This is a genomic window from Paenibacillus rhizoplanae, from assembly GCF_042684125.1.
Lineage (GTDB): Bacteria > Bacillota > Bacilli > Paenibacillales > Paenibacillaceae > Paenibacillus_AQ > Paenibacillus_AQ rhizoplanae.
The window spans coordinates 192,387-199,115 of the sequence record NZ_JBHUKY010000022.1 but is presented as its reverse complement, the minus strand read 5'-3'; the positions used below and the strand labels follow the sequence as shown (position 1 = coordinate 199,115).

The 6,729-nt window shown below is 53.1% G+C and carries 4 protein-coding genes; all 4 read right to left on the bottom strand.

Annotated elements, in window-relative coordinates:
- Positions 1 to 321 precede the first annotated feature (321 nt).
- Positions 322 to 945, bottom strand: coding sequence for a hypothetical protein (locus tag ACFSX3_RS13210; RefSeq protein WP_379256709.1), 624 nt, complete (start codon positions 943 to 945; stop codon positions 322 to 324).
- A 621-nt stretch (positions 946 to 1,566) separates the two neighbouring features.
- Entirely contained in the window at positions 1,567 to 2,559 is a 993-nt protein-coding gene (locus tag ACFSX3_RS13205; RefSeq protein WP_209992232.1) for a hypothetical protein, read from the bottom strand.
- A complete protein-coding gene (locus ACFSX3_RS13200; RefSeq protein WP_209992233.1) occupies positions 2,538 to 3,131 on the bottom strand; it encodes a sigma-70 family RNA polymerase sigma factor in 594 nt (197 codons plus the stop codon). The genes ACFSX3_RS13205 and ACFSX3_RS13200 overlap by 22 nt, the downstream gene beginning before the upstream one ends.
- A gap of 177 nt (positions 3,132 to 3,308) precedes the next feature.
- The gene (locus ACFSX3_RS13195; protein WP_209992234.1) at positions 3,309 to 6,686 is read right to left on the bottom strand and encodes a X2-like carbohydrate binding domain-containing protein; all 3,378 of its coding nucleotides are present in this window, start codon (positions 6,684 to 6,686) and stop codon (positions 3,309 to 3,311) included.
- Positions 6,687 to 6,729 lie beyond the last annotated feature (43 nt).

Sequence of the window (6,729 nt, the reverse complement as noted above, 5' to 3'; positions counted from 1 at the left end):
ACCTAAGAAGTTGCAATTACGGGGAGTCTGTCTCGTTCATAATAACTGTGCTCTCCAGATTTTTTTCATTCCCCTTAGCGGTGAAAATCCGGAGACCAAGGCGAACGCTACCGCTTTTCCACAATCAGTCCGTTCTCTCCGCTGTTTAAGCGGGAATTGGATCTAAATTCTTTTTGAAAAAGCAAAAAAATTACCCTTTTAGTATAAGGATAATTTATAACGTGAAGCATATAAATTTTAATATTTTAAAAAGGGTCTTCCGGCTACTACACCGAAAGACCCCTTTTTTTGTATATCATCCTGCCGTATTCTCATCCATACTCACCTGGCATACTGCAAAATCGCCACAGCCGCACGCTCCTGCCGTTCCACATCCGTGCTATGCAGAGCCGCCTTCAGGATAGCCAGCGCGTGCGCTATTGTAGCTTCGTCCACCTGAACTGAACAGGCCCCGGCGGCACTTCCGCCATCCCCTGTCTGATCCCCAAGCCACAGATCGATTCGGGCTGCGGGCAGCACTCCTGAATAGACAGTTATTCTGCTGTCAGAGGCAAGCAGCTCTGTTACAGACGGATTAACTGCAGCGAGAGGCAGACTCTTCAGCCAGGTAACTCCGCGCCGGTGGGCTGTGCTATCCTCTGTCCCGCTGTGCCGGGTATCATAGAAGTAATCGCCAAGGTCCCCGAGGTACACCCACTCTTCATCGGCGATCAGCACATAATCCCCATCCTGCATCGCATTGACGAAGATATCCAGGGTATGGGTTGCCCCCTCCAGCTCCTGCCCGTGATAGCCGGCAGCAGCCAGCTTGCTGCTGATCTCTTCTCTGCTGTGCTGCTCCAGATCACCCGTGCCGGGATAGCCCGCACATATATAATTCTCCTCCAAAAAGGACTTCAGCAGCCCGCTGCCGAGTTCCTCAAGATTAATTCCATACAAGCTCATTTCTGTGTCCTTTCCCTCCAGGCAAGGCTGCCGGAGTGTACGAAGCATTGAAACCATTCTTTCCATTATACAGCAAAGGCTGTGGAATTTGAATTCATCAGATTCTACGTAAAATACAGAATAACAGTGCTTACAAGACCATTCCTCAAATAGAAAGGGAATATTTAAAAATTTCGGATTTTTACTATTCTCCGCACGGACGGTATAATTCAGGTATCAGCTTAAGGAAACAGACACTGCAGTAAGAACATAGGCCAGGGCAGAATCTCTGGCAGTTAATCTTAAGCAGCGCTCCTCCTTGTGACTGAGACTATATCTTTGATCCTGGCATTCCCGCCTTAAGTGAGTCCCTGCACGAAACGGTATGAGCTTCTTAAAGCTCACTGGCTTCTTAGGCCCCATCCTATCGTGGTAAGCGGATCAGTTTTGAGCAGTTTGAATGTGCAGGATAGGCAAATACACTGCCGCCTCGGACCATTTCTACCCGGCTGAGTACAAAGGATAGGATAAGGAGTCTGAGACTAACATGGGTATAGTGGTAACCATATAAACCTCTATTGTTGATGTACTGATCAACAATAGAGGTTTATATGTGTTGCGGGGACTTAGCGCCGCTCTAGGTTAACGCAGGCCTTCAGCCACTTGTAGCAGCATCTCTCTGGTGACTTCAGCCGATCCGGTCCCTACCTCATGCATTATATTTCTCTCCTCGTTCTCCCGCAGCTCAATCCAGCGGATGTAAGCATAATAGCCATTGCTGTTATTCTCATATGCTTGGTGAATCTCCACATACAAGGCCTCTTCAGAACCTACCTTCAGATGCTCAACCTTTGTATCCGCCCAAACATCAGACATTAGCTGTGCCCACGGAGTAAGCGGGGAATAGGTAACGGAGATGAAATCATTCTCTCCCTTAGGACCTTGATATACCAGCTCAGGACTTACAGTCCCGGCCAGCTGGTTGGGTACATTGAAGCTCTTGATCCAGGCATAATGCTCACCGGGCTTCAGCCGTTTGGTTAGAACATTGGTGTATTTTTTAACCCAGGAATCATCAGTAATGCCCACCTTACTGTCGGATCTTCCTTCGGCAAAATGATATCCTTCCGGCAATCTGCCCGGCACGCTCAGCTTACCAGCGACAGGCTCTATAGCCTTCCTCCAGCTCTCGATATCCTTGAATATCTGCGGACGGTTAATCATACGGAGCTCTTTCATTCCGTTTGGCCTGGCAATTAACAGCATAGCCGATTCATTCACTCCAAGTTGAGACTGAATATCCGCAATCATCCGCCGGGTATTGTTGCCAAAGGCTGCAGATTCATTCCCTTCCTGCTGAATGTTCACTTCCAGCCTGGTGGCTCCATAGGTAACCTGCCATAGCCGCTCCGCACCATAGACCACGCCGCCGAATAGCATCAGTCCGCAGAGTACCAGGGCGATCCTCGCTGTCCCGCGCACGCGCACGGGCCTCCCCGTAAGAGTATTTCCTCTCTGTTGCGGCTGATGGAATTGCTCAAAGCTCGCTGCTAACCGCTGCTCCAGCGGCTCCGGCATCGTTGTATGTTGTTTATACCTGTTGACCTTCTGTTTCAGTTGACTTTCGGCAGACATGTCCATTCCCCCTTCATCTCCTCTTCCTCCATAAAATCCGCTTGCTGCCGCAGCTTACGCAGCGCCTTATGGTGCCTGGATTTGGCGGTTCCCAGCGGTATGTCCAGGGCAGTGGCAATCTCGTCATAGCTGCATTCCCCATAGTAACGCAGGACAATTACGCTACGGAGCTTAGGTGGCAGTCCGCTGACCAGCTGCATCAGCTCTCCCTGCTGTTCCTGGACCAGAAGCTGCGCGTCCGCCCCCGGATACAGACTCTCAGCTGCATGCTCCCGGCTGCGGTTCATGAGCCGCAGCCTGCGCCAACTCCTCCGCTTCCAATTGCTGCATTGTCTCACAATCATTCCGTTCAACCATGCCCCGAATGGCCGCTTGCCATCATACTTCGACAGACTGCGGAACAGTTCGATGTAGATTTCATTGACTACATCGGCCACATCCGCCTGACGGTTAAGCAGCAGACAGACCGTCCCGTATACCTGCTGCCTAATGGTATTATGTAGTAAGGTGAATGCTTCTTTATCTCCTTGTTCCAGCCTTTGCAGACAATCCCGAAGCTCTTCTTCTGTCATCTTCCTCTCCCCTCTCTATATTGCTTACACTCTATATTGGTCCGCTGCCGGCGGAAGGTTCCCTTGATATGCAATTTATTACATCCTGACATATCAAAAACCGGCTGCCCATGAGTTTCGTCATGTGCAACCGGTGATTCTGCTGCTGCCGGAAACTGCCCGGAGATGATTTACAGCTTACAAAGGCTCAATCCCCCATACCAGACTGCCGGAGATGTAAGCCGGAAGCTTGGCCCAATCCGCAGGAGCAGTGCCCGCTGGATTGAAGGAAAAATCGCCGGTCTGGGAGTAATTGCTCCAATCTGCCTTGGAGGCCCGCATCTGGATATCGATACTGGCTCCCGGAGCAAGCGAGCCTGCTGCTGCTGTGAAGCCCAGCTCCAGGTAATGATCCGATCCGCTCAAGGCTGACGGAAGCTTCACGAACGTCCCTGTAACATTGGCGCTTCCTACCTGGGACCAGTCACAGAAGAAATTCTGGGCCTGCTCGCCATCACTGGTGTAATAATATCTGAGCTTCACATCAGAGAGGGAGACTGCCGCTGTGCCGGTATTCACCAGCTTGATCCGCGGGCTGAGGGCATTGACATCATTAGCCGTGCTGCTATTGAACATCTGGACCTTCAGACCGCCGTCCACCGGCGCTGTCGTATCTGTCACCGTGACCGCCAGGCTCTGCGGTGCGCCTGCACTGAACTGGAAGCTCAGCGTGGTTGTTCCCACAGCCTGTGCTGCCAGATACGCCTTGTGGATCGTCACAGCCGATCCGCTCACCGTATAATCCGTTCCGGCGGTTAACGCCGCCGAACCATTTTTAATAGAAGCTAAAGTATTCCCGTTCAAGGTCATCGTCACTTCGATGTCGCTCTGGTTCCCCGTCTTCTTGTCGAAGCTGGCCGTGACCGGTGTGATGGTTGAATCATTAGCCGTTGTTGTCGTATCCGCCACCGTAACCGTTAAGGTCTTCGCAGCTCCGGCACTGAAATGGAAGCTTAGTGTTGTTGCTCCGACCGGCTGTGCCGCCAGATAAGCCTTGTGAATCGTCACCGTTGAACCGCTGACTGTATAATCTGTTCCTGCCGTTAACGCCACAGCCCCATTGGTAATGGAATCCAGGGTATTCCCATTCAAGGTCATCGTTACTTCAATGTCGCTCTGATTCCCCGTCTTCTTATCGAAGCTGGCAGTGACCGGCGTGATGACAGAGCCAGCTGCCGGAGGGTTCACCGGATCAGCATATAAGGTCCCGCGGCCATTGGTCCCGAGATAGACACGGCCGTAGACGCGCGGATCTCCTGTAATCGCCATATTGATTCTAGCATACTGATGATTATCATCATTAATCCGCACCCAGCTGGCACCGGCGTCATCCGAACGGAAGACTCCTCTAACGCCATCAATCTGGGCTACCGTATATAGTGCCATATAATTCTCACCCGGCGCGGCCTTACCGAATCCGATCAGATCAGCTTCTTCCACATTGCTCAGCTTCGTGAAGCTGGCACCTGAGTTGGTAGAATGCCATATGCCGTACTTATCCTGCGGATGTCCGCCAGCAAACCAGATATCGCCTTCCACACCCGGCATGGCCTTCAGGCTCACTTGCGCCTGGCTCGGCTGCAGGCCGTTCACGTTATTGGCTGGCAAGCCGGTCGCAGCCGTAGCTGTGAAGGTGGCTCCGCTATCTGTACTGACATAGAGCTTGCCCTCATAGAAGCCATAGAATTTATTCGGATTCACCCGGTCGGATGCTATCTTCGCTCCGGCAGGAATTCCGCTGCTCGCTGTCCAGGAGTTGCCGCCTGACTTGGAGTAAAAGACCCCGATATCCGAGGTGCTCCACAGAAGCGCATTCCCACTGGCAGATACAGCTACCTGCCCCTGCCCTACCGTGGTACTGCCTCCTTTGGAGGGTTCTGCATTCGGCATGTACCAGTTTTTTCCGTTGTCATTCGAGATCCCAATCGACTTACCGTTCGGATATTTCTCTTTGTCCATACCGCCGACACGGACAACATAGGCCGGGTCCAGCTCCGCATAATCGATACTGTTCGTGCTGGACCAGGAAGGGCTGGTCTGGAACTTGACTGGTGCCGCTGTTAGATCCTCATACCGGAAGCCGGACACATCGCCAAGCGCGGTAATCAGATGGGCACCCGCTGGCGGGCTGATCAGACCAAGCACTGCGGTCTCTTCTACCCCTTTGGCCATCACGGATATCTTGACCTTGCCGCCTGTGTCCCAGGCTCCCAAGTTATTCGTACCGTAGATCGTAGCACCTGTGCCGTACATCATCCGGTTCGAGTTGAACGGGTCAATCTCAAGGTCCCCCATCATCCAGCCCATCTTCGGTGCAGGATCAAGCGAGCTCGAAGTCAGCCCAAGATTAAGCCACGGAGCCGCTGTGATATCCATCTCGAACTTGTAGTTACGTTCCGGGTAGCTGCCCCAATCCCAGATCCGGCTCCAGGTCTCCCCGCCATCCTTGCTGCGGAAGATCACCTCGTCCGGCCACCAGGCATTGAGGCTGGCGACCATAAGCGTATTCGGATGCTGGGCATCTAGCGCAAGCCCCCCGAAGCCGTAGAAGTTGTCAGCTCCGGTCGACGGGCTGATGTTTTTCCAGACGCCGCTGGTTGTGTTGTATTTCCAGACCTCACCCTTGCGTCCGTCATACGGCCCGACCCCGTCACTGTAGGTAAGGTACAGATCGCCGGTTGCCGACAGCTCCCCATGATGCGGAAGCAGGCCTACCGGCTGCCCCGGCAGCGCCGACCAGGTTGCTCCTCCATCCGTGCTGCGGAACACACTTTTGGCGGTATCCGCGACTCCGACATAGATCGTCTGGGTAGCTTGTCCGGCAGCGCCCGTGCTTTTATCAAAAGTAATCCAGGACAAGCCCACGATATCACTCTGATACTCATTCCCCGGATTCTGGACATACGTCCCTACGTTAGTGAAGGAGGTAACCTTGGACCAGGTCACCCCGGAATCCGCGCTTCTCCACAGACCGTTCCCGCTCCGCGCCCCGAAGAACAGGATACTGTTCTTATTCGGGTCAATCACCAGCCGTTCCCCGGCTGAACGTCCAGGCATATTGCCGCCAACCTTGAACGGAAGCGCCGTAGACTGCCAGGTATCCCCACGGTCGCTGGAACGCATAATTTGACCATTACCATCCCAGGAATTCGTGTACGTCCCGGTTGCCATATACACCTTGTCCGGATCAACCGGATCGGTAGCCAGCGCATCGACACCATTCTTGTTCCAGTCCGCCCAGCCGACCGAGTCATTCAGCGGAATCCAGCTCCCGTTCGCCTCGTTCCAGCGGTAAGCCCCGCCAATATCTGTCCGTGCATAGATCAGATTCGGTTCCGTCTGGTTGAAAATAATCCCCGGCACAAAACCGCCGCCCGCACCGGTAGCCACACTGTTCCAGCTGTAGTCTTCACTGGCTGCGGCATGGGTTACAGCGGGAGCAACGTTAAACAAAGAGCCTGACATCGCTGTCAGCAGGACGAGTATTCCTAGTCTTCGGATACGTTTTCGACTCATGATCCTTACCTCCCCAAACATACTTTGGTAACGCTTCCATTAT